The sequence below is a fragment of the Escherichia sp. 10290 genome (assembly GCF_030295155.1).
Classification (GTDB): domain Bacteria; phylum Pseudomonadota; class Gammaproteobacteria; order Enterobacterales; family Enterobacteriaceae; genus Escherichia; species Escherichia coli_F.
In genome coordinates this window covers 4,277,007-4,297,692 of the sequence record NZ_AP025741.1, presented here as the reverse complement: position 1 = coordinate 4,297,692, position 20,686 = coordinate 4,277,007, and the positions used below count along the sequence as shown (strand labels likewise).

Sequence of the window (20,686 nt, the reverse complement as noted above, 5' to 3'; positions counted from 1 at the left end):
GATGGAAAAAGTCATGTTGTCCTTTGACAAAGTCAGTGCCCACTACGGCAAAATCCAGGCGCTGCATGAGGTGAGCCTGCATATCAATCAGGGCGAAATTGTCACGCTGATTGGCGCGAACGGGGCGGGGAAAACCACCTTGCTCGGCACGTTATGTGGCGACCCGCGCGCCACCAGCGGGCGAATTGTGTTTGATGATAAAGACATTACCGACTGGCAGACGGCGAAAATCATGCGCGAAGCGGTGGCGATTGTCCCGGAAGGACGTCGCGTCTTCTCACGCATGACGGTGGAAGAGAATCTGGCGATGGGCGGCTTTTTTGCTGAACGCGACCAGTTCCAGGAGCGCATAAAGTGGGTCTATGAACTGTTTCCACGTCTGCATGAGCGCCGTGTTCAGCGGGCGGGCACCATGTCCGGCGGTGAGCAGCAGATGCTGGCGATTGGTCGCGCGCTGATGAGCAACCCGCGTTTATTGTTGCTTGATGAGCCATCGCTCGGTCTTGCGCCGATTATCATCCAGCAAATTTTCGACACCATCGAGCAACTGCGCGAGCAGGGGATGACTATCTTCCTCGTCGAGCAGAACGCCAACCAGGCGCTAAAGCTGGCAGATCGCGGCTATGTGCTGGAAAACGGTCATGTCGTGCTTTCCGATACCGGCGACGCGCTACTGGCGAATGAAGCGGTGAGAAGTGCGTATTTAGGCGGGTAATAACACGTTGATTGATAAGGAGTCAAAAGACTCCTTTGAGACAGGTTACAAATGTAAAATTGCCTGATGCGCTGCGCTTATCAGGCCTACTGGGTGAGTTGCAATATATTGAATTTGCACGATCTTGTAGGCCGGATAAGGCGTTTACGCCGCATCCGGCATGAAACGATGAGCAATCTGTAGAGTTTGATTCAGACCTTCTATTTTTCCCGCTTATCCGTGCCCCATCTCCCAATTTCCCTCACCTACGCCGTCACTGCCTTGTCATCTTTCTGACACCTTACTATCTTACAAATGTAACAAAAAAGTTATTTTTCTGTAATTCGAGCATGTCATGTTACCCCGCGAGCATAAAACGCGTGAATTCGCGCATTCGGTACAACAAGAGAGATAAACGATGAAACCGTTACATTATACAGCTTCAGCACTGGCGCTCGGACTGGCGTTAATGGGGAATGCACAGGCAGTGACGACCATTCCGTTCTGGCATTCTATGGAAGGGGAACTGGGTAAAGAGGTGGATTCTCTGGCCCAACGTTTTAACGCCGAAAACCCGGATTACAAAATTGTACCGACCTATAAAGGCAACTACGAACAGAATTTAAGTGCGGGGATTGCCGCATTTCGTACCGGCAACGCGCCTGCTATTTTGCAGGTTTATGAAGTTGGCACCGCCACCATGATGGCGTCGAAAGCCATTAAACCGGTGTATGACGTGTTTAAAGAGGCGGGGATTCAATTCGATGAGTCGCAGTTTGTGCCGACGGTTTCAGGTTACTACTCCGACAGCAAAACCGGTCACTTACTCTCCCAGCCGTTCAACAGCTCGACTCCCGTTCTCTATTACAACAAAGACGCCTTCAAGAAAGCGGGGTTAGACCCGGAACAGCCGCCGAAAACCTGGCAGGATCTGGCAGACTATGCCGCGAAACTGAAAGCCTCTGGTATGAAGTGCGGCTACGCCAGCGGCTGGCAGGGCTGGATCCAACTGGAAAACTTTAGCGCCTGGAACGGTCTGCCGTTTGCCAGCAAAAACAACGGCTTTGACGGCACGGACGCGGTGCTTGAGTTCAACAAGCCGGAGCAGGTGAAACACATCGCCATGCTCGAAGAGATGAACAAGAAGGGCGATTTCAGTTACGTAGGGCGTAAGGATGAATCTACCGAGAAGTTCTATAACGGTGATTGCGCGATGACGACCGCCTCTTCGGGTTCTCTTGCCAACATTCGCGAGTACGCCAAATTCAACTACGGCGTAGGCATGATGCCATACGACGCCGACGCGAAAGATGCGCCACAAAACGCCATTATCGGCGGAGCCAGCCTGTGGGTGATGCAGGGCAAAGATAAAGAAACTTACACCGGCGTGGCGAAGTTCCTCGACTTCCTCGCGAAGCCAGAAAACGCTGCCGAGTGGCATCAGAAAACCGGTTATCTGCCAATCACCAAAGCGGCGTATGACCTGACCCGTGAGCAGGGCTTTTACGAGAAAAACCCAGGGGCGGATACCGCGACGCGTCAGATGCTGAACAAGCCGCCGTTGCCGTTCACCAAAGGGCTGCGTCTGGGCAATATGCCGCAGATCCGCGTGATTGTGGATGAAGAGCTGGAAAGCGTGTGGACCGGTAAGAAGACGCCACAGCAGGCGCTGGATACCGCTGTTGAGCGTGGGAACCAGTTACTGCGCCGCTTTGAGAAATCTACGAAGTCTTAACCAGTGAAATGTCGGATGCGTTTCGCTTATCTGACCTGGCATCGCGTGTAGGCCGGATAAGCGAAGCGCATCCGGCACAGTTCAGGAATTAACCGTAATGTCATCATCCCGTCCGGTGTTCCGCTCGCGCTGGCTGCCTTATTTGCTGGTCGCGCCGCAGCTTATCATCACCGTTATCTTTTTTATCTGGCCTGCGGGCGAAGCGTTGTGGTACTCGCTACAAAGCGTCGATCCGTTTGGCTTTTCCAGCCAGTTTGTCGGCCTGGATAACTTCGTCACGCTGTTTCATGACAGCTACTATCTCGACTCCTTCTGGACGACGATAAAATTCAGCACCTTTGTCACGGTCAGCGGTTTGCTGGTGTCGCTGTTCTTCGCGGCGCTGGTGGAGTATATCGTGCGCGGCAGCCGTTTCTATCAAACCTTAATGCTGCTGCCGTATGCCGTGGCTCCCGCCGTTGCCGCCGTATTGTGGATCTTCCTGTTTAACCCTGGTCGCGGGCTGATCACTCATTTTCTCGCTGAGTTCGGCTACGACTGGAACCATGCGCAAAACAGCGGTCAGGCAATGTTCCTGGTGGTGTTTGCCTCAGTATGGAAGCAAATCAGCTACAACTTTCTGTTCTTCTATGCCGCGCTGCAATCCATTCCCCGTTCGTTGATTGAAGCCGCAGCCATCGACGGTGCAGGCCCGATTCGCCGCTTCTTTAAGATTGCGCTGCCGCTTATCGCCCCGGTGAGCTTCTTCCTGCTGGTGGTGAACCTGGTGTACGCCTTCTTCGATACCTTCCCGGTGATCGACGCCGCCACGTCCGGCGGGCCAGTACAGGCCACCACGACGCTGATTTATAAGATCTACCGCGAAGGCTTTACCGGACTGGATTTGGCTTCATCTGCCGCGCAGTCGGTGGTGTTGATGTTCCTCGTCATCGTGCTGACGGTGGTGCAGTTCCGCTATGTTGAAAGCAAGGTGCGTTACCAATGATTGAGAACCGTCCGTGGCTGACAATATTCAGCCATACCATGCTGATCCTCGGGATCGCGGTGATCCTCTTCCCGCTGTACGTGGCGTTTGTCGCGGCGACGCTGGATAAACAGGCCGTCTACGCCGCGCCGATGACGCTCATCCCCGGCACGCATCTGCTGGAAAATATCCACAACATCTGGGTGAACGGGGTAGGCACAAATAGCGCGCCGTTCTGGCGGATGTTGCTTAACAGCTTCGTGATGGCGTTCAGCATTACGCTCGGCAAAATTACCGTCTCGATGCTCTCGGCATTTGCCATTGTCTGGTTTCGTTTTCCGCTGCGTAACCTCTTCTTCTGGATGATTTTTATCACCCTTATGCTGCCGGTTGAAGTGCGTATCTTCCCGACAGTAGAAGTCATCGCCAACCTGAAAATGCTTGACAGCTACGCTGGTTTAACGCTGCCGCTGATGGCCTCTGCGACCGCTACTTTCTTGTTCCGCCAGTTCTTTATGACGCTGCCGGATGAGCTGGTGGAAGCGGCGCGGATCGACGGTGCATCACCAATGCGTTTCTTTTGCGACATCGTTTTTCCGCTGTCGAAAACCAATCTGGCGGCGCTGTTTGTGATCACTTTTATTTACGGCTGGAACCAGTATTTGTGGCCGTTGTTGATTATTACCGATGTTGATCTCGGCACCACCGTGGCAGGAATCAAAGGGATGATCGCTACAGGCGAAGGCACCACGGAATGGAATTCGGTGATGGCGGCGATGTTGTTAACGCTTATCCCTCCGGTGGTGATTGTTTTAGTGATGCAGCGTGCCTTCGTGCGCGGCCTGGTCGATAGTGAGAAATAAGATGGCAGGACTGAAATTACAGGCAGTAACCAAAAGCTGGGATGGCAAAACCCAGGTCATTAAACCGCTGACCCTTGATGTGGCGGATGGCGAATTTATCGTGATGGTCGGGCCGTCTGGCTGCGGGAAATCCACGCTGCTGCGCATGGTTGCCGGGCTGGAGCGGGTCACCGAAGGCGATATCTGGATTAACGACCAACGCGTGACCGAAATGGAGCCGAAAGATCGCGGGATTGCGATGGTGTTCCAGAACTACGCGCTTTATCCGCATATGAGTGTCGAAGAAAACATGGCGTGGGGGCTGAAAATTCGCGGCATGGGCAAGCAACAAATTGCCGAGCGTGTTAAAGAAGCGGCGCGCATTCTGGAGCTGGACGACCTGCTCAAGCGCCGTCCGCGTGAGCTTTCTGGCGGTCAGCGTCAGCGTGTAGCGATGGGCCGCGCGATTGTGCGCGATCCGGCGGTGTTCCTGTTTGATGAGCCGCTCTCTAACCTCGATGCCAAGCTGCGCGTGCAGATGCGCCTTGAGCTGCAACAACTGCACCGTCGCCTGAAAACGACTTCACTCTACGTTACTCACGATCAGGTTGAGGCGATGACGCTCGCTCAGCGGGTTATGGTGATGAACGGCGGCGTTGCCGAACAGATTGGCACGCCAGTTGAAGTCTACGAAAAGCCCGCCACTCTGTTTGTGGCGAGTTTTATCGGCAGTCCGGCGATGAACCTGCTGACAGGCCGCGTGAATAACGAAGGCACGCATTTCGAACTGGATGGCGGTATCGCGCTACCGCTAAACGGTGGCTACCGTCAGTATGCCGGGCGTAAAATGACTCTTGGCATTCGCCCGGAACATATTGCGTTAAGCTCGCAGGCAGAAGGCGGCATACCGCTGGTGATGGACACGCTGGAGATCCTCGGCGCAGATAACCTGGCGCACGGACGCTGGGGCGAACAGAAGCTGGTGGTGCGACTGGCGCATCAGGAGCGCCCGACGACAGGCAGCACGCTGTGGCTGCATCTGCCGGAAAATCAGCTGCATCTTTTTGATGGTGAAACAGGACAACGAGTATGAGTAACTGGCCTTATCCCCGCATCGTCGCCCACCGTGGCGGCGGTAAACTGGCCCCGGAAAACACCCTGGCGGCAATCGACGTTGGGGCAAAATACGGTCATAAGATGATCGAATTTGACGCGAAGTTATCGAAAGATGGTGAGATCTTCCTGCTTCATGACGACAATCTCGAACGCACCAGCAACGGCTGGGGCGTCGCGGGCGATCTGAACTGGCAGGATTTACTGCGCGTGGATGCAGGCAGTTGGTACAGCAAAGCGTTTAAAGGTGAGCCGCTGCCGTTGCTTTCGCAGGTGGCGGAACGCTGCCGTGAACATGGGATGATGGCAAATATTGAAATCAAACCCACCACTGGCACTGGTCCATTAACGGGCAAAATGGTATCGCTGGCGGCGCGCGAACTGTGGGCTGGTATGACGCCGCCGCTGCTGTCATCGTTTGAGATTGATGCTTTAGAAGCCGCACACCAGGCTGCACCGGAACTGCCGCGCGGTTTGTTGCTGGATGAGTGGCGCGACGACTGGCGCGAACTGACCACGCGGCTGGGCTGCGTCTCTATTCATCTCAATCATAAGTTGCTCGATAAAGCGCGAGTGATGCAGTTGAAAGACGCTGGATTACGGATTCTGGTTTATACCGTCAACAAACCCCAGCGTGCGGCAGAGTTGCTGCGCTGGGGCGTGGATTGCATCTGTACCGATGCGATTGATGTGATTGGCCCGAACTTTACGGCCCAATAGTTTTCAACGGAATATCAGGCTGCGGCGTGCTGGGCTGATTCAGCATGTCGCCGTTTCTCCTCTCCGGCAACATATGCTGCTGATTCAACGAACTATCCGGATTACGGTTGCTGTTTAACATCCCGCCGTTGGTGTTGGGCAGCATTTGCTGCCGGGCGGGATTTAGCTCCCCCGGCTGTGACTGCAATACCCGCTGCGAGTTGCTATTAAGCTGATTTTCTAAATGCTGCTGTTGTAATTGCGTCTGAGTTTTCAGTTGCTGATTCAGCATCCCTTTTTGCTGGATTTGCTGCGTTTGCATTTGAGTTTGCATCCGCTGCTGGCTGGGGATCTGATACCCCGGCTGGTTAGGGTTGTTCAGAGTATTAATGGGCTGTGCAAAGCCGACAAAAGGCAGGAGTGCCGTCAAAAGCAGAAGTCGTTTCATCGCGTATCCTCCTCTGAAGATATTCTTTAAGTTTACTCCTTTCCTGCAATCATCAGGATTAATTCAGAGTTATATACCAGGCTTAGCTGGGGTTGCCCCTTAATCTCTGGAGTATAACGATGATAAAACCGACGTTTTTACGCCGGGTGGCTATTGCTGCTCTGCTCACAGGAAGTTGTTTTAGTGCTGTCGCCGCGCCACCTGCGCCGCCGCCAGTCTCGTATGGCGTGGAGGAGGATGTCTTCCATCCGGTACGCGCGAAGCAGGGGATGGTAGCATCTGTGGACGCCACTGCCACTCAGGTGGGGGTAGATATCCTTAAGCAGGGCGGGAATGCCGTTGATGCTGCCGTGGCAGTGGGCTACGCGCTGGCGGTAACACATCCGCAGGCAGGGAATCTGGGCGGCGGCGGTTTTATGCTGATCCGCACTAAAGATGGCAATACCACCGCCATCGATTTCCGCGAAATGGCACCCGCCAAAGCGACCCGCGATATGTTCCTTGATGATCAGGGCAACCCGGACAGCAAAAAATCTCTCACTTCGCATCTTGCTTCTGGCACACCCGGTACGGTAGCGGGCTTCTCGTTGGCGCTGGAGAAATACGGCACCATGCCGCTGAACAAAGTTGTGCAGCCTGCGTTTAAACTGGCACGCGATGGTTTTATCGTTAACGATGCGCTGGCAGACGATCTCAAAACCTACGGCAGTGAAGTGCTACCAAATCACGAAAACAGCAAAGCTATCTTCTGGAAAGAGGGCGAACCGCTGAAAAAGGGCGACAAGCTGGTACAGACGAATCTGGCAAAGAGCCTGGAGATGATTGCCGAAAACGGCCCGGATGAATTCTACAAAGGCACGATAGCGGAACAGATCGCCCTGGAGATGCAGAAAAACGGTGGCTTGATCACTAAAGAAGATTTAGCGGCCTATAAAGCGGTCGAACGTACACCAATAAGTGGCGATTATCGCGGGTATCAGATTTACTCCATGCCACCGCCATCCTCCGGCGGGATCCATATCGTACAGATCCTCAATATTCTGGAAAACTTCGATATGCAGAAATACGGCTTTGGCAGCGCCGATGCGATGCAAATCATGGCAGAAGCGGAGAAATACGCCTACGCCGACCGCTCGGAATATCTTGGCGACCCGGATTTTGTCAAAGTACCGTGGCAGGCGCTGACCAATAAAGCCTATGCCAAATCTATTGCTGATCAAATCGATATCAATAAAGCGAAGCCATCCAGCGAAATTCGCCCCGGCAAGCTTGCGCCTTATGAGAGTAATCAAACTACCCATTACTCTGTAGTGGATAAAGACGGTAACGCGGTGGCGGTGACCTATACGCTGAACACCACCTTCGGTACGGGTATTGTCGCGGGTGAGAGCGGTATTCTGCTTAATAATCAGATGGATGATTTCTCCGCCAAACCGGGCGTACCGAACGTTTACGGGCTGGTGGGTGGTGATGCTAACGCTGTCGGGCCGAATAAACGCCCGCTGTCGTCGATGTCACCAACCATTGTGGTCAAGGATGGTAAAACCTGGCTGGTCACCGGAAGCCCAGGTGGTAGCCGGATTATCACCACTGTGCTGCAAATGGTGGTGAACAGCATCGATTATGGCATGAATGTCGCCGAAGCGACCAATGCGCCGCGTTTCCACCATCAGTGGTTGCCGGACGAGCTGCGTGTCGAGAAAGGATTTAGCCCGGATACGCTCAAGCTGCTGGAAGCAAAAGGTCAGAAAGTGGCGCTAAAAGAGGCGATGGGCAGTACACAAAGCATTATGGTTGGGCCGGACGGCGAATTGTATGGCGCTTCCGACCCACGTTCGGTAGATGATTTAACGGCGGGGTATTAATATCTTAAGCCCTCTCCCGGTAGGTGAGGGCTTTTAGATTACAAATTCTCTATTTCACCCGCGCCATATAATACGCATCGACATATTCGCCATTACGAAAAGCGTAATTTTTGCCGGTACCTTCTATGAGAAATCCGAATTTTTTATAGACTGCGATTGCCGGGGCGTTATCCGCAAACACCGTCAACTCAATACGATCTATCCGTAACCAGTTGTCGCACATTTCAATCAATTCGCGGATCAGGGCGCTGGCGATGCCACGGTTGTGCCAGCGGGAGTCAACACAGATACCAAAAGTTGCAACATGACTGCGACGTGGGCCTTGATAAGCTTCCACGAAAAGATGACCCACCACGATACTATCAATGCAGGCAACCAGTTGTTTAAATCCCTGGCGATCTTTCAATCTTTCTGGCCACCAGCCTTCCGAAGGATGAGGTAGTTGTAGCGTGTTGTAATACACCTCCGGCTGGGCGTGAATTTGCCTGATGGCCTCGTAATCCCGTGTTTCTGCGTGGCGTATTACTATCTCACTCATTCCTTTGTCCTCTTTGGGGTAAATGTCCCTTTCAACATCATTGACTTTCAAATGCGAGTCAAATGCATTTTTTTGCAAAAAGTGTTGGACAAGTGCGAATGAGAATGATTATTATTGTCTCGCGATCAGGAAGACCCTCGCGGAGAACCTGAAAGCACGACATTGCTCACATTGCTTCCAGTATTACTTAGCCAGCCGGGTGCTGGCTTTTTTTTTGATCTTTCGTTTTCAATTTATCCACGGGAAGTGCTTGTGATCGTTATGCGCACTCCAGTAGGAACCACGTCCGCTTTGCGCTAAGGTGTAAATAATCACCTTAAAAAGGACGAAATCATGGTCATCAACTGCGCCTTTATTGGCTTCGGCAAAAGCACCACCCGTTACCATCTGCCGTATGTACTTAACCGCAAGGATAGCTGGCATGTCGCGCATATTTTTCGCCGCCATGCGAAGCCGGAAGAACAGGCCCCCATTTACTCTCATATCCATTTCACCAGCGATCTCGACGAAGTACTAAACGATCCCGATGTTAAGCTGGTTGTTGTCTGCACCCATGCGGACAGCCACTTCGAGTACGCGAAGCGCGCGCTGGAGGCTGGGAAAAATGTGCTGGTCGAAAAACCGTTTACTCCGACGCTTGCCCAGGCGAAAGAACTTTTTGCGCTGGCGAAAAGTAAAGGGCTGACCGTCACGCCGTATCAGAATCGTCGCTTTGATTCCTGTTTTCTGACGGCGAAAAAAGCGATTGAAAGCGGCAAGCTGGGAGAGATTGTTGAAGTGGAAAGCCATTTTGACTATTACCGCCCAGTGGCAGAAACCAAACCTGGACTGCCGCAGGATGGCGCGTTCTATGGCCTTGGTGTGCATACGATGGACCAGATTATCTCGCTGTTCGGTCGCCCGGATCACGTCGCTTATGACATCCGCAGCCTGCGTAATAAAGCCAATCCTGACGACACCTTTGAAGCGCAGCTATTTTATGGCGATCTAAAAGCCATCGTCAAAACCAGCCATCTGGTGAAAATCGATTATCCGAAATTTATCGTTCATGGGAAGAAAGGTTCGTTTATTAAATACGGTATCGACCAGCAGGAAACCAGCCTGAAGGCTAACATTATGCCCGGCGAACCGGGATTCGCGGCGGATGATTCGGTCGGTGTGCTGGAGTATGTCAATGACGAGGGCGTGACGGTCAGAGAAGAGATGAAGCCAGAGATGGGCGATTACGGACGCGTTTATGATGCGTTGTACCAAACCATCACCAGCGGGGCGCCAAATTACGTCAAGGAATCTGAAGTTCTTACCAATCTGGAAATCCTTGAACGCGGTTTTGAGCAAGCCTCTCCCTCCACAGTGACTCTTGCGAAGTAAGTTTGATGACCTCTCGAATAGTTCAATTTTTTTGAACAGAGGGGTCAATTTTCACCCTCTATCATCCCAGGCGGATCGGGTCCACACTAAGCCCATCGAAATCATTCAGGGGGCGAATACAAATGATCTACTTACGCAAAGCAAATGAACGTGGTCATGCAAATCATGGCTGGCTGGACTCCTGGCATACTTTCTCTTTTGCCAACTATTACGACCCGAACTTTATGGGCTTCTCCGCGCTGCGCGTGATTAACGACGACGTGATTGAAGCAGGGCAGGGCTTCGGCACTCACCCGCATAAAGATATGGAAATTTTGACCTACGTGCTGGAAGGTACTGTTGAGCATCAGGACAGCATGGGCAATAAAGAGCAGGTTCCGGCGGGCGAGTTCCAGATTATGAGTGCGGGTACGGGTATTCGTCACTCAGAGTACAACCCAAGCAGCACCGAGCGTCTGCATCTGTATCAGATCTGGATCATGCCAGAAGAAAACGGTATTACGCCGCGTTATGAACAGCGTCGCTTTGATGCCGTACAGGGCAAACAACTGGTGCTCTCGCCGGATGCGCGTGATGGTTCATTGAAAGTGTATCAGGATATGGAACTGTACCGCTGGGCGCTGGTAAAAGATGAGCAGTCGGTGCATCAGATTGCCGCTGAACGCCGCGTCTGGATTCAGGTAGTGAAAGGTAATGTCACCATTAACGGCGTAAAAGCTTCGACCAGCGATGGTCTGGCAATCTGGGATGAGCAGGCAATCTCCATCCACGCTGACAGCGACAGCGAAGTGTTACTGTTCGATCTGCCTCCGGTTTAAAACTTAACGGCATTTTTGAAGCCTGCCTTTTTGCGGGCTTCATCGCTCGCCCCGGTCGCGTGCTGATGTACGCGACCGGGGTTTTGTCGCGTCTTTAGCACAATGCGATGCAATTGATTTAGTGTATATCTAATAATTATAAACAAGCACTGTTTTCTCCGGGAAGGTTCTGATGCGTCCGTGTTAAACTAAGAGAATCTATCTCTTTTGTACCTTCAGGACGATGAAAAAGAAAAGACCCGTACTTCAGGATGTGGCTGACCGTGTTGGCGTGACCAAAATGACGGTCAGCCGTTTTTTACGCAACCCGGAGCAGGTTTCCGTCGCTCTACGTGGCAAGATTGCCGCCGCTCTTGATGAACTGGGTTATATTCCCAATCGCGCACCCGATATCCTCTCTAACGCCACCAGCCGGGCGATTGGAGTCCTGTTACCTTCACTCACCAACCAGGTTTTCGCTGAAGTATTACGCGGTATCGAAAGCGTCACGGACGCACACGGTTATCAGACGATGCTGGCGCACTACGGTTATAAACCGGAAATGGAGCAAGAACGCCTCGAATCAATGCTTTCCTGGAATATCGACGGACTTATTCTCACCGAACGTACCCACACGCCCCGCACCTTAAAGATGATTGAAGTAGCGGGTATTCCGGTGGTGGAGCTGATGGACAGTAAGTCGCCGTGCCTCGATATCGCCGTCGGTTTTGATAACTTTGAAGCGGCACGCCAGATGACCACCGCCATTATTGCTCGCGGGCATTGTCACATTGCCTATCTCGGCGCACGCCTCGACGAACGTACTATCATCAAACAGAAGGGATATGAGCAGGCGATGCTGGATGCAGGCCTGGTGCCGTATAGCGTGATGGTCGAGCAATCTTCTTCTTACTCTTCCGGTATTGAACTGATTCGCCAGGCGCGGCGGGAATATCCGCAGTTGGATGGCGTATTTTGTACTAATGATGACCTGGCGGTCGGCGCGGCGTTTGAATGTCAGCGTCTGGGGCTGAAAGTTCCTGACGATATGGCGATTGCCGGTTTCCACGGTCATGACATTGGTCAGGTGATGGAGCCACGGCTGGCGAGCGTGCTGACGCCGCGTGAGCGGATGGGCAGCATTGGCGCTGAGCGCCTGCTGGCGCGTATTCGTGGCGAATCTGTGACACCGAAAATGTTAGATTTAGGTTTCACCTTGTCACCGGGCGGATCTATTTAAGCTCACAAATTTGAAGTAGCTCACACTTATACACTTAAGGCACGGATGGATATTGCTTCTGTTTTTGTCCGGCTGGACAATGTTACCGATAACAGTTACCCGTAACATTTTCTGATTCTTGTATTGTGGGGGCACCACTTTGAGCACGACTAACCATGATCACCACATTTACGTCTTGATGGGCGTATCGGGCAGCGGCAAATCTGCAGTCGCCAGTGAAGTGGCGCATCAACTTCATGCCGCGTTTCTTGATGGCGATTTCCTCCATCCGCGCTGCAATATCGAAAAAATGGCGTCTGGCGAACCGCTGAACGACGACGATCGCAAACCATGGTTACAGGCGCTTAACGACGCCGCGTTTGCCATGCAGCGCACCAATAAAGTGTCGCTGATCGTCTGTTCTGCACTGAAAAAGCACTATCGCGACCTGCTGCGTGAAGGTAATCCGAATCTCTCTTTCATCTACCTGAAAGGCGATTTTGATGTAATTGAAAGCCGTCTGAAAGCGCGCAAAGGCCATTTCTTTAAAACCCAAATGCTGGTGACGCAGTTTGAAACGCTGCAGGAGCCGGGTGCGGACGAAACCGATGTACTGGTGGTGGATATCGATCAACCGCTGGAAGGTGTTGTGGCAAGCACCATTGAGGTTATTAATAAAGGCAAATAAGTAGTGACTACATTAACGCTTGTTTTAACAGCAGTAGGGTCTGTTTTACTGCTGCTGTTTTTAGTCATGAAGGCGCGTATGCACGCTTTCCTGGCTTTGATGGTGGTGTCTATGGGGGCTGGCCTTTTTTCCGGTATGCCGCTCGATAAAATCGCAGCGACGATGGAAAAAGGGATGGGAGGCACCCTCGGCTTCCTGGCGGTAGTTGTCGCCCTGGGAGCCATGTTTGGCAAGATCTTACATGAAACCGGCGCAGTCGATCAGATTGCCGTCAAAATGCTCAAATCCTTCGGTCACAGTCGTGCGCATTATGCCATTGGCCTTGCGGGTCTGGTCTGTGCGCTACCGCTGTTCTTTGAAGTGGCGATTGTTCTGCTGATTAGCGTTGCTTTCTCAATGGCGCGCCACACCGGTACGAACCTGGTGAAACTGGTAATCCCATTATTCGCAGGCGTGGCGGCAGCGGCGGCGTTCCTGGTGCCGGGGCCTGCGCCAATGCTATTGGCATCGCAGATGAACGCTGACTTTGGCTGGATGATCCTGATTGGCCTGTGTGCGGCAATCCCGGGAATGATTATTGCCGGGCCGCTGTGGGGTAATTTCATCAGCCGCTACGTGGAGCTGCATATTCCTGACGATATCAGCGAACCGCATCTCGGCGAAGGCAAAATGCCGTCCTTCGGATTCAGCCTGTCGCTGATCCTGCTGCCGCTGGTGGGGCTGAAAACCATTGCCGCGCGTTTTGTGCCGGAAGGCTCTACCGCTTACGAATGGTTCGAGTTTATCGGTCATCCGTTTACCGCAATTCTGGTCGCTTGCCTGGTAGCAATTTACGGCCTGGCGATGCGTCAGGGTATGCCGAAAGACAAAGTGATGGAGATTTGCGGTCACGCGCTGCAACCGGCGGGGATTATTCTGCTGGTGATTGGTGCAGGCGGCGTGTTCAAACAGGTGCTGGTTGACTCTGGCGTAGGTCCGGCGCTGGGCGAAGCGTTAACCGGCATGGGCCTGCCGATTGCCATCACCTGCTTCGTGCTGGCAGCTGCAGTGCGCATCATTCAGGGTTCTGCCACCGTTGCCTGTTTAACGGCGGTAGGACTGGTGATGCCGGTTATTGAACAACTGAACTACTCCGGTGCGCAAATGGCGGCGCTGTCGATTTGTATCGCCGGTGGTTCGATTGTTGTCAGCCACGTTAACGACGCCGGTTTCTGGTTGTTCGGTAAATTTACCGGCGCGACCGAAGCCGAAACGCTGAAAACCTGGACCATGATGGAAACCATCCTCGGCACCGTTGGTGCCATCGTCGGGATGATTGCGTTCCAGCTGTTGAGTTAAGTTTGTTCGCCCGGTAGTTGTGACGCTACCGGGCTCTTTTCGAAAAACTCTCCTCGTTACCCCTTCATCCACATTCGAATGCCGTCAAGGAACATCTGAGTTGCCATCATCACCAGAATCAATCCCATCAGGCGTTCAAGTGCATTCACCCCTTTCTCGCCCAGCAGACGTAAAAATAGCGAAGACTGTAGCAGGATGACAAAGGTGCCACCCCAGGCCAGCAGCAGAGCAATTACCAGATGTCCCATCTGATTCGGGTACTGATGAGACAGCAACATCAGCGTGGCGAGAATAGTCGGCCCGGCGACTAACGGAATTGCCAACGGCACGATAAACGGCTCTTCACCTGCCGGAAGCCCGCTGCTATTTCCTGAAGCACTGGGGAAAATCATCTTAATGGCGATCAGAAACAGAATGATGCCGCCAGAAATGGAGACGGTTTCTGCCCGCAGGCTAAGAAATGCCAGAATTTTCTCACCCGCAAACAGGAACACCAGCATCACCAGGAGAGCAATAAGCAACTCTCGCACCATGATTGCCCGCCGTCTTTTCGGTTCAGTATGTTTCAGTACGGACATGAAAATAGGTAGGTTTCCGAGCGGATCCATAATCAGGATCAATAAAACTGCTGCAGAAATGATTTCATTCATAACTCAAATTCCCTGATAATTGCCGCGGACTTTCTGCGTGCTAACAAAGCAGGATAAGTCGCATTACTGATGGCTTCGCTATCATTGATTAATTTCACTTGCGACTTTGGCTGCTTTTTGTATGGTGAAAGATGTGCCACGAGGAGACCGGCACATTTATACAGCACACATCTTTGCAGGAAAAAAACGCTTATGAAAAATGTTGGTTTTATCGGCTGGCGCGGTATGGTCGGCTCCGTTCTCATGCAACGCATGGTTGAAGAGCGCGACTTCGACGCCATTCGCCCTGTCTTCTTTTCTACTTCTCAGCTTGGTCAGGCTGCGCCGTCTTTTGGCGGAACCACTGACACACTTCAGGATGCCTTTGATCTGGAGGCGCTAAAGGCCCTCGATATCATTGTGACCTGTCAGGGCGGCGATTATACCAACGAAATCTATCCAAAGCTTCGTGAAAGCGGATGGCAAGGTTACTGGATTGACGCAGCATCATCTCTGCGCATGAAAGATGACGCCATCATCATTCTTGACCCCGTCAATCAGGACGTCATTACCGACGGATTAAATAATGGCATCAGGACTTTTGTTGGCGGTAACTGTACCGTAAGCCTGATGTTGATGTCGTTGGGTGGTTTATTCGCCAATGATCTTGTTGATTGGGTGTCCGTTGCAACCTACCAGGCCGCTTCCGGCGGTGGTGCGCGACATATGCGTGAGTTATTAACCCAGATGGGCCATCTGTATGGCCATGTGGCAGATGAACTCGCGACCCCGTCCTCTGCTATTCTCGATATCGAACGCAAAGTCACAACTTTAACCCGTAGCGGTGAGCTGCCGGTGGATAACTTTGGCGTGCCGCTGGCAGGAAGTCTGATTCCGTGGATCGACAAACAGCTCGATAACGGTCAGAGCCGCGAAGAATGGAAAGGGCAGGCGGAAACTAACAAGATCCTCAACACATCTTCCGTAATTCCGGTAGATGGTTTATGTGTGCGTGTCGGGGCATTGCGCTGCCACAGCCAGGCATTCACTATTAAATTGAAAAAAGATGTGTCTATTCCGACCGTGGAAGAACTGCTGGCTGCGCACAACCCGTGGGCGAAAGTCGTTCCGAACGATCGGGAAATCACTATGCGTGAGCTAACCCCAGCTGCCGTTACCGGCACGCTGACCACGCCGGTAGGCCGCCTGCGTAAGCTGAATATGGGACCGGAGTTCCTGTCAGCCTTTACCGTGGGCGACCAGCTGCTGTGGGGGGCCGCGGAGCCGCTGCGTCGGATGCTTCGTCAACTGGCGTAATCTTTATTCATTAAATCTGGGGCGCGTTGCCGCCCCTGTTAGTGCGTAATACAGGAGTAAGCGCAGATGTTTCATGATTTACCGGGAGTTAAATAGAGCATTGGCTATTCTTTAAGGGTGGCGGAATACAAGAGTATTTACAGCCTTACCTGAAGTGAGGACGACGCAGAGAGGATGCACAGAGTGCTGCGCCGTTCAGGTCAAAAAAATGTCACAACCAGAAGTCAAAAATCCAGTTGGATGGGGTGACACAATAAAACAGGAAGACAAGCATGTCCGATCGTATCGATAGAGACGTGATTAACGCGCTAATTGCAGGCCATTTTGCGGATCCTTTTTCCGTACTGGGAATGCATAAAACCACCGCGGGACTGGAAGTCCGTGCCCTTTTACCCGACGCTACCGATGTGTGGGTGATTGAACCGAAAACCGGGCGCAAACTCGCAAAACTGGAGTGTCTCGACTCACGTGGATTCTTTAGCGGCGTCATTCCGCGGCGTAAGAATTTTTTCCGCTATCAGTTGGCTGTTGTCTGGCATGGTCAGCAAAACCTGATTGATGATCCTTACCGTTTTGGTCCGCTAATCCAGGAAATGGATGCCTGGCTATTATCTGAAGGTACTCACCTGCGCCCGTATGAAACTTTAGGCGCGCATGCAGATACTATGGATGGCGTCACGGGTACGCGTTTTTCTGTCTGGGCTCCAAACGCCCGCCGGGTCTCGGTAGTCGGTCAATTCAACTACTGGGACGGTCGCCGTCACCCGATGCGCCTGCGTAAAGAGAGCGGCATCTGGGAACTGTTTATCCCTGGGGCGCATAACGGTCAGCTCTATAAATACGAGATGATTGATGCCAATGGCAACTTGCGTCTGAAGTCCGACCCTTATGCTTTCGAAGCGCAAATGCGCCCGGAAACCGCGTCTCTTATTTGCGGGCTGCCGGAAAAGGTTGTGCAGACTGAAGAGCGCAAAAAAGCGAATCAGTTTGATGCGCCAATCTCTATTTATGAAGTTCACCTGGGCTCCTGGCGTCGCCACACCGACAACAATTTCTGGTTGAGCTACCGCGAGCTGGCCGATCAACTGGTGCCTTATGCTAAATGGATGGGCTTTACCCACCTCGAACTGCTGCCCATTAACGAGCATCCGTTCGATGGTAGTTGGGGTTATCAGCCAACCGGCCTGTATGCGCCGACCCGCCGTTTTGGTACCCGCGACGACTTCCGTTATTTCATTGATGCCGCACACGCAGCTGGTCTGAACGTGATTCTCGACTGGGTGCCAGGCCACTTCCCGACCGATGACTTTGCGCTTGCCGAATTTGATGGCACGAACTTGTATGAACACAGCGATCCGCGCGAAGGCTACCATCAGGACTGGAATACGCTGATCTACAACTATGGTCGCCGTGAAGTCAGTAACTTCCTTGTCGGTAATGCACTTTACTGGATCGAACGTTTTGGTATTGATGCGCTGCGCGTCGATGCTGTGGCATCAATGATTTATCGCGACTACAGCCGCAAAGAGGGGGAGTGGATCCCGAACGAATTTGGCGGGCGCGAGAATCTTGAAGCGATTGAATTCTTGCGTAATACCAACCGTATTCTTGGTGAGCAGGTTTCCGGTGCGGTGACAATGGCTGAGGAGTCTACCGATTTCCCTGGCGTTTCTCGTCCGCAGGACATGGGCGGTCTGGGCTTCTGGTACAAGTGGAATCTCGGCTGGATGCATGACACCCTGGACTATATGAAGCTCGACCCGATTTATCGTCAGTATCATCACGGTAAGCTCACCTTCGGGATGCTCTACAACTACACTGAAAATTTCGTCCTGCCGTTGTCGCATGATGAAGTGGTCCACGGTAAAAAATCGATTCTCGACAGGATGCCAGGCGACGCATGGCAGAAATTCGCTAACCTGCGCGCGTACTATGGCTGGATGTGGGCATTCCCGGGCAAGAAACTGCTGTTCATGGGGAACGAATTTGCCCAGGGCCGCGAGTGGAACCATGACGCCAGCCTCGACTGGCATCTGCTGGAAGGCGGCGATAACTGGCACCACGGTGTCCAGCGTCTGGTGCGCGATCTGAACCTCACCTACCGCCACCATAAAGCGATGCATGAACTGGATTTTGACCCGTACGGTTTTGAATGGCTGGTGGTGGATGACAAAGAACGCTCGGTGCTGATCTTTGTGCGTCGCGATAAAGAGGGTAACGAAATCATCGTTGCCAGTAACTTTACTCCGGTGCCGCGTCATGATTATCGCTTTGGCATTAACCAGCCGGGTAAATGGCGTGAGATCCTCAATACCGATTCCATGCACTATCACGGCAGTAATGCAGGCAATGGCGGCACGGTACACAGCGATGAGATTGCCAGCCACGGTCGTCAGCATTCACTAAGCCTGACACTACCACCGCTGGCCACTATCTGGCTGGTTCGGGAGGCAGAATGACACAACTCGCCATTGGCAAACCCGCACCCCTCGGCGCGCATTACGACGGTCAGGGCGTCAACTTCACACTTTTCTCCGCTCATGCCGAGCGGGTAGAACTGTGTATCTTTGACGCCAATGGCCAGGAACATCGCTATGACTTGCCAGGGCACAGTGGCGACATTTGGCACGGTTATCTGCCGGATGCGCGTCCGGGTTTGCGTTATGGTTATCGCGTTCATGGCCCCTGGCGACCCGCCGAGGGACATCGCTTTAACCCGGCGAAGTTGTTGATTGATCCTTGCGCGCGGCAAATTGACGGGGAGTTTAAAGATAACCCGCTGCTGCACGCAGGTCATAATGAACCTGACTATCGCGACAACGCCGCCATTGCGCCGAAATGTGTAGTGGTGGTTGATCACTATGACTGGGAGGATGATGCCCCGCCGCGCACGCCGTGGGGCAGCACTATCATTTATGAAGCCCATGTCAAAGGATTAACGTATCTGCACCCGGAGATCCCCGTCGATATCCGCGGCACTTATAAAGCCCTGGGGCATCCGGTGATGATCAACTATTTGAAACAGTTGGGCATTACTGCGCTGGAGTTGCTGCCGGTGGCACAATTTGCCAGCGAACCACGCCTGCAACGTATGGGGTTAAGTAACTACTGGGGCTATAACCCGGTAGCGATGTTTGCGCTGCATCCGGCGTATGCCTGCTCGCCAGAAACGGCGCTGAATGAGTTTCGCGATGCAATCAAAGCACTGCATAAAGCGGGTATCGAAGTCATTCTTGATATCGTGCTTAACCATAGTGCGGAACTGGACCTCGACGGTCCGTTATTCTCTCTGCGTGGGATCGACAACCGTAGCTATTATTGGATAAGAGAAGACGGTGATTATCACAATTGGACAGGCTGTGGCAACACGCTCAATTTGAGTCATCCGGCGGTGGTGGATTATGCCAGCGCCTGCCTGCGTTATTGGGTAGAAACCTGCCACGTCGATGGTTTCCGTTTTGATCTGGCAGCAGTCATGGGCCGTACGCCTGAGTTTCGTCAGGATGCGCCGTTGTTTACCGCAATTCAGAACTGCCCGGTGCTCTCGCAGGTGAAGTTAATTGCCGAACCGTGGGATATTGCGCCTGGTGGTTATCAGGTGGGAAATTTCCCGCCATTGTTTGCTGAGTGGAACGATCATTTCCGTGATGCTGCCCGTCGTTTCTGGCTGCATTATGATTTGCCTCTGGGGGCGTTTGCCGGGCGTTTTGCTGCCTCCAGCGATGTTTTTAAACGTAATGGTCGTCTGCCGAGTGCCGCGATTAATCTCGTCACCGCGCATGACGGTTTTACGCTTCGCGACTGCGTTTGCTTCAACCATAAACACAATGAAGCAAACGGAGAAGAAAATCGCGACGGGACCAACAACAATTACAGTAACAATCATGGTAAAGAAGGATTAGGCGGTACTCTTGACCTGGTTGAACGGCGGCGCGACAGCATTCACGCCCTGTTAACAACGTTGTTGCTCTCCCAGGGTACGCCGATGTTACTGGCCGGTGACGAACATGGTCATAGCCAGCATGGCAATAACAATGCCTACTGTCAGGATAATCAATTAACCTGGTTGGACTGGTCGCAGGCAAGCAGTGGTTTAACCGCATTTACCGCCGCGTTAATCCATCTGCGCAAGCGCATTCCCGCTTTGGTGGAGAATCGCTGGTGGGAAGAAGGCGACGGCAATGTCCGTTGGCTAAATCGATATGCTCAACCTTTAAGCACGGATGAGTGGCAAAACGGGCCGAAACAGCTGCAAATTCTGCTCTCGGATCGCTTTTTGATCGCAATTAACGCCACGCTTGAGGTAACAGAGATTGTTTTACCTGCTGGGGAGTGGCACGCCATTCCCCCATTCGCTGGAGAGGATAACCCAGTGATTACGGCTGTCTGGCAGGGACCTGCACACGGATTGTGTGTGTTCCAGAGATGA

The 20,686-nt window shown here is 52.7% G+C and carries 18 protein-coding genes; 15 read left to right on the top strand and 3 right to left on the bottom strand.

Features of this window, described 5'->3' with window-relative positions; translation table 11 throughout:
- The first annotated feature begins 1 nt into the window (after window position 1).
- The 6 genes from livF to ugpQ all read left to right on the top strand — a co-directional run bounded on the left by livF (window position 2) and on the right by ugpQ (window position 6,068).
- Window positions 2–715: a high-affinity branched-chain amino acid ABC transporter ATP-binding protein LivF gene (gene livF / locus QUE74_RS21730; protein WP_000416895.1), complete on the top strand. Its 714-nt coding sequence runs from the start codon at window positions 2–4 to the stop codon at window positions 713–715.
- Window positions 716–1,112: 397 nt separating this feature from the next.
- A complete protein-coding gene (gene ugpB, locus QUE74_RS21725) occupies window positions 1,113–2,429 on the top strand; it encodes a sn-glycerol-3-phosphate ABC transporter substrate-binding protein UgpB (RefSeq protein WP_000803190.1) in 1,317 nt (438 codons plus the stop codon).
- 97 nt (window positions 2,430–2,526) lie between these two features.
- Window positions 2,527–3,414, top strand: coding sequence for a sn-glycerol-3-phosphate ABC transporter permease UgpA (gene ugpA / locus QUE74_RS21720; protein WP_000099289.1), 888 nt, complete (start codon window positions 2,527–2,529; stop codon window positions 3,412–3,414).
- Window positions 3,411–4,256 carry a sn-glycerol-3-phosphate ABC transporter permease UgpE gene (gene ugpE / locus QUE74_RS21715; protein ID WP_000572164.1) on the top strand — a complete coding sequence of 282 codons (846 nt, stop codon included), beginning with the start codon at window positions 3,411–3,413 and terminating at the stop codon, window positions 4,254–4,256. The genes ugpA and ugpE overlap by 4 nt, the downstream gene beginning before the upstream one ends.
- 1 nt (window position 4,257) lies before the next feature.
- Complete coding sequence (gene ugpC / locus QUE74_RS21710; protein ID WP_000907775.1) at window positions 4,258–5,328, top strand: sn-glycerol 3-phosphate ABC transporter ATP binding protein UgpC; 1,071 nt, start codon at window positions 4,258–4,260, stop codon at window positions 5,326–5,328.
- Complete coding sequence (gene ugpQ / locus QUE74_RS21705; protein ID WP_000073567.1) at window positions 5,325–6,068, top strand: glycerophosphodiester phosphodiesterase; 744 nt, start codon at window positions 5,325–5,327, stop codon at window positions 6,066–6,068. The genes ugpC and ugpQ overlap by 4 nt, the downstream gene beginning before the upstream one ends.
- Here the strand turns inward: ugpQ and QUE74_RS21700 are convergent.
- Window positions 6,055–6,495, bottom strand: coding sequence for a DUF2756 family protein (locus QUE74_RS21700; RefSeq protein ID WP_000826138.1), 441 nt, complete (start codon window positions 6,493–6,495; stop codon window positions 6,055–6,057). The two genes, ugpQ and QUE74_RS21700, sit on opposite strands and share 14 nt — an antisense overlap.
- Window positions 6,496–6,614: 119 nt before the next feature.
- On the opposite strand from QUE74_RS21700, the gene ggt reads away from it, so the two are divergent.
- Window positions 6,615–8,360, top strand: a complete 1,746-nt coding sequence (gene ggt, locus QUE74_RS21695; RefSeq protein ID WP_000595122.1) for a gamma-glutamyltransferase — start codon at window positions 6,615–6,617, stop codon at window positions 8,358–8,360.
- Between the two features lie 49 nt (window positions 8,361–8,409).
- Here ggt and yhhY read toward each other — a convergent pair whose 3' ends face one another.
- Window positions 8,410–8,898, bottom strand: coding sequence for an N-acetyltransferase (gene yhhY, locus QUE74_RS21690; protein WP_001355005.1), 489 nt, complete (start codon window positions 8,896–8,898; stop codon window positions 8,410–8,412).
- 333 nt (window positions 8,899–9,231) lie between these two features.
- On the opposite strand from yhhY, the gene QUE74_RS21685 reads away from it, so the two are divergent.
- The 5 genes from QUE74_RS21685 (at window position 9,232) to gntU (ending at window position 14,311) form a co-directional block, all read left to right on the top strand.
- Window positions 9,232–10,269, top strand: a complete 1,038-nt coding sequence (locus QUE74_RS21685; RefSeq protein ID WP_000236296.1) for an oxidoreductase — start codon at window positions 9,232–9,234, stop codon at window positions 10,267–10,269.
- Window positions 10,270–10,391: 122 nt separating this feature from the next.
- Window positions 10,392–11,087: a quercetin 2,3-dioxygenase gene (gene yhhW / locus QUE74_RS21680; RefSeq protein WP_000639821.1), complete on the top strand. Its 696-nt coding sequence runs from the start codon at window positions 10,392–10,394 to the stop codon at window positions 11,085–11,087.
- A 223-nt stretch (window positions 11,088–11,310) separates the two neighbouring features.
- On the top strand, window positions 11,311–12,306 hold the full coding sequence (gene gntR, locus QUE74_RS21675; protein ID WP_000730248.1) for a gluconate operon transcriptional repressor GntR: 996 nt from the start codon (window positions 11,311–11,313) through the stop codon (window positions 12,304–12,306).
- Between the two features lie 139 nt (window positions 12,307–12,445).
- On the top strand, window positions 12,446–12,973 hold the full coding sequence (gene gntK / locus QUE74_RS21670) for a gluconokinase (protein ID WP_000108321.1): 528 nt from the start codon (window positions 12,446–12,448) through the stop codon (window positions 12,971–12,973).
- Window positions 12,974–12,976: 3 nt separating this feature from the next.
- A complete protein-coding gene (gntU, locus tag QUE74_RS21665; protein ID WP_000210105.1) occupies window positions 12,977–14,311 on the top strand; it encodes a gluconate transporter in 1,335 nt (444 codons plus the stop codon).
- Window positions 14,312–14,367: 56 nt separating this feature from the next.
- Here gntU and yhgN read toward each other — a convergent pair whose 3' ends face one another.
- Entirely contained in the window at window positions 14,368–14,961 is a 594-nt protein-coding gene (gene yhgN, locus QUE74_RS21660) for an NAAT family transporter YhgN (protein ID WP_001002544.1), read from the bottom strand.
- 192 nt (window positions 14,962–15,153) lie between these two features.
- Between yhgN and asd the strand changes: the two genes are divergently transcribed.
- From asd to glgX, 3 genes are all read left to right on the top strand, one after another.
- Window positions 15,154–16,257 (top strand): aspartate-semialdehyde dehydrogenase, encoded by a 1,104-nt coding sequence (gene asd, locus QUE74_RS21655; RefSeq protein ID WP_000799946.1) that lies wholly within the window; start codon window positions 15,154–15,156, stop codon window positions 16,255–16,257.
- A gap of 272 nt (window positions 16,258–16,529) precedes the next feature.
- A complete protein-coding gene (gene glgB / locus QUE74_RS21645; protein ID WP_001283722.1) occupies window positions 16,530–18,716 on the top strand; it encodes a 1,4-alpha-glucan branching enzyme in 2,187 nt (728 codons plus the stop codon).
- Window positions 18,713–20,686, top strand: coding sequence for a glycogen debranching protein GlgX (glgX, locus tag QUE74_RS21640; protein ID WP_000192514.1), 1,974 nt, complete (start codon window positions 18,713–18,715; stop codon window positions 20,684–20,686). The genes glgB and glgX overlap by 4 nt, the downstream gene beginning before the upstream one ends.

What these genes read in the sequence shown, in the direction of transcription:
- QUE74_RS21685 (WP_000236296.1), top strand. Translation starts at nt 9,232, where the DNA reads ATGGTCATCAACTGCGCCTTTATTGGCTTCGGCAAAAGCACCACCCGT.
- QUE74_RS21700 (WP_000826138.1), bottom strand. Translation starts at nt 6,495, where the DNA reads ATGAAACGACTTCTGCTTTTGACGGCACTCCTGCCTTTTGTCGGCTTT.
- ugpQ (WP_000073567.1), top strand. Translation starts at nt 5,325, where the DNA reads ATGAGTAACTGGCCTTATCCCCGCATCGTCGCCCACCGTGGCGGCGGT.
- yhgN (WP_001002544.1), bottom strand. Translation starts at nt 14,961, where the DNA reads ATGAATGAAATCATTTCTGCAGCAGTTTTATTGATCCTGATTATGGAT.
- yhhY (WP_001355005.1), bottom strand. Translation starts at nt 8,898, where the DNA reads ATGAGTGAGATAGTAATACGCCACGCAGAAACACGGGATTACGAGGCC.
- ugpA (WP_000099289.1), top strand. Translation starts at nt 2,527, where the DNA reads ATGTCATCATCCCGTCCGGTGTTCCGCTCGCGCTGGCTGCCTTATTTG.
- asd (WP_000799946.1), top strand. Translation starts at nt 15,154, where the DNA reads ATGAAAAATGTTGGTTTTATCGGCTGGCGCGGTATGGTCGGCTCCGTT.
- livF (WP_000416895.1), top strand. Translation starts at nt 2, where the DNA reads ATGGAAAAAGTCATGTTGTCCTTTGACAAAGTCAGTGCCCACTACGGC.
- gntR (WP_000730248.1), top strand. Translation starts at nt 11,311, where the DNA reads ATGAAAAAGAAAAGACCCGTACTTCAGGATGTGGCTGACCGTGTTGGC.
- ggt (WP_000595122.1), top strand. Translation starts at nt 6,615, where the DNA reads ATGATAAAACCGACGTTTTTACGCCGGGTGGCTATTGCTGCTCTGCTC.
- ugpE (WP_000572164.1), top strand. Translation starts at nt 3,411, where the DNA reads ATGATTGAGAACCGTCCGTGGCTGACAATATTCAGCCATACCATGCTG.
- glgX (WP_000192514.1), top strand. Translation starts at nt 18,713, where the DNA reads ATGACACAACTCGCCATTGGCAAACCCGCACCCCTCGGCGCGCATTAC.
- ugpB (WP_000803190.1), top strand. Translation starts at nt 1,113, where the DNA reads ATGAAACCGTTACATTATACAGCTTCAGCACTGGCGCTCGGACTGGCG.
- glgB (WP_001283722.1), top strand. Translation starts at nt 16,530, where the DNA reads ATGTCCGATCGTATCGATAGAGACGTGATTAACGCGCTAATTGCAGGC.
- ugpC (WP_000907775.1), top strand. Translation starts at nt 4,258, where the DNA reads ATGGCAGGACTGAAATTACAGGCAGTAACCAAAAGCTGGGATGGCAAA.
- yhhW (WP_000639821.1), top strand. Translation starts at nt 10,392, where the DNA reads ATGATCTACTTACGCAAAGCAAATGAACGTGGTCATGCAAATCATGGC.